This is a genomic window from uncultured Dialister sp. (assembly GCF_937959425.1).
Classification (GTDB): domain Bacteria; phylum Bacillota; class Negativicutes; order Veillonellales; family Dialisteraceae; genus Dialister.
On record NZ_CALGPS010000144.1, the window covers coordinates 1 to 1219 of the forward strand.

The following is a 1219-nucleotide window of genomic DNA, read 5'->3' on the forward strand; positions in this document are numbered from 1 at the left end:
TCAGGGGGGAGAGGGCCACGCAGTGGCGAGGGGGGATTGCCAAAGGCATGCTGCCTGTGGCAGCTGATATACAAAAGGGGCTGTGCCGCACTGCCTCTCTCCCTCACAGACATCCTCTCTCATGGAGGCTCACAAAAGTTCCGTCCCCTATGATCACATGGTCCAGTACTTCCATATCCAGCAGTTTGGCTGCAGCGGCGAAAGCTTTGGTAATGTCCAGATCCTCTTCGGAAGGCTCCGGGTAGCCGGAGGGATGGTTGTGGACCAGGATGAGGCCGTAAGCCTTGTAGCGGATGCCCCATTTCAGGGCTTCCTTGATATCCACCGGCGCAGCGTTCAGATTTCCTTTAGTAATAATACGGTATCCCAGCAGGCGGTTCTTCACATTCACATAGGCGGTGACAAAATGTTCCTGGTTTTCATGGCGCAGTTTTTCCATGAAAAAAGCTGCCACCTTATCCGGCGCGCTGAAACTGACCAGCTTTCTTTTATCGCAGATAAGAGAAAGCCGGCGGCCCAGTTCCACCGCAGCGCAGATAGTGACAGCCTTGTCCGGTCCTATGCCCTTGATATCCGTTAGATCACGCCAGTTGAGGTCTTCATAGCCATTGATTCCTGTTTCCTGCTCCAGAAGGTCCACCACCTCCTTGGCGATTTCCATCACAGAATGGCCCTGCCGGCCGGTACGCAAAAGGATGGCCACCAGGTCTGTGTTACTGGCAAGCCGGGGAGATATTTGAAATCGTTCTCTCGGTTTATCTTCGCTTCGCATTTCCTTTATGAGCATGGTGTTCACCTCATCAATGGACGACTCTATGGAATTGTATGAAATAAGAAAGTCAGAACTTCTTGTACAGCCACGCCGCAATCAGAATACCGGCAATGCTGATCAGATTCGGCGCAAACCGAAGGCCGAAATGAAACTGGATAATCCCCAGGTTCAGGAAAATGTCCTTCAGGTCAAAAATCTCAAAGGTCTGCGTCAGATAAGGCATAAGGCCTACAAAATTAACCCCTTCCATCACCTGGCCAAGAATGCCACCGATTAAAGCGCCGGCTGCCAGAAAAAGAAGAAGCGGGAAAAATCCCTTGGAAAAATGCATGATAACAACTCCTATTGATTAAAGGTTCTTAAGTTTCCACCCATCTTATTGTCCCCCCGCCTGCGGGCAATGCTATTGCGTTAAGAAGAATTCAGAAAGTACATGTCATTACGATG

2 protein-coding genes are annotated in these 1219 nt (G+C 50.4%); both read right to left on the reverse strand.

Going from position 1 to position 1219, the window contains the following annotated elements:
* Positions 1-103: 103 nt before the first annotated feature.
* Positions 104-787 carry a DNA repair protein RadC gene (gene radC, locus Q0482_RS06140; protein WP_299144725.1) on the reverse strand — a complete coding sequence of 228 codons (684 nt, stop codon included), beginning with the start codon at positions 785-787 and terminating at the stop codon, positions 104-106.
* Between the two features lie 52 nt (positions 788-839).
* Positions 840-1103, reverse strand: a complete 264-nt coding sequence (locus tag Q0482_RS06145; protein WP_008859174.1) for a DUF4321 domain-containing protein — start codon at positions 1101-1103, stop codon at positions 840-842.
* Positions 1104-1219: the final 116 nt, after the last annotated feature.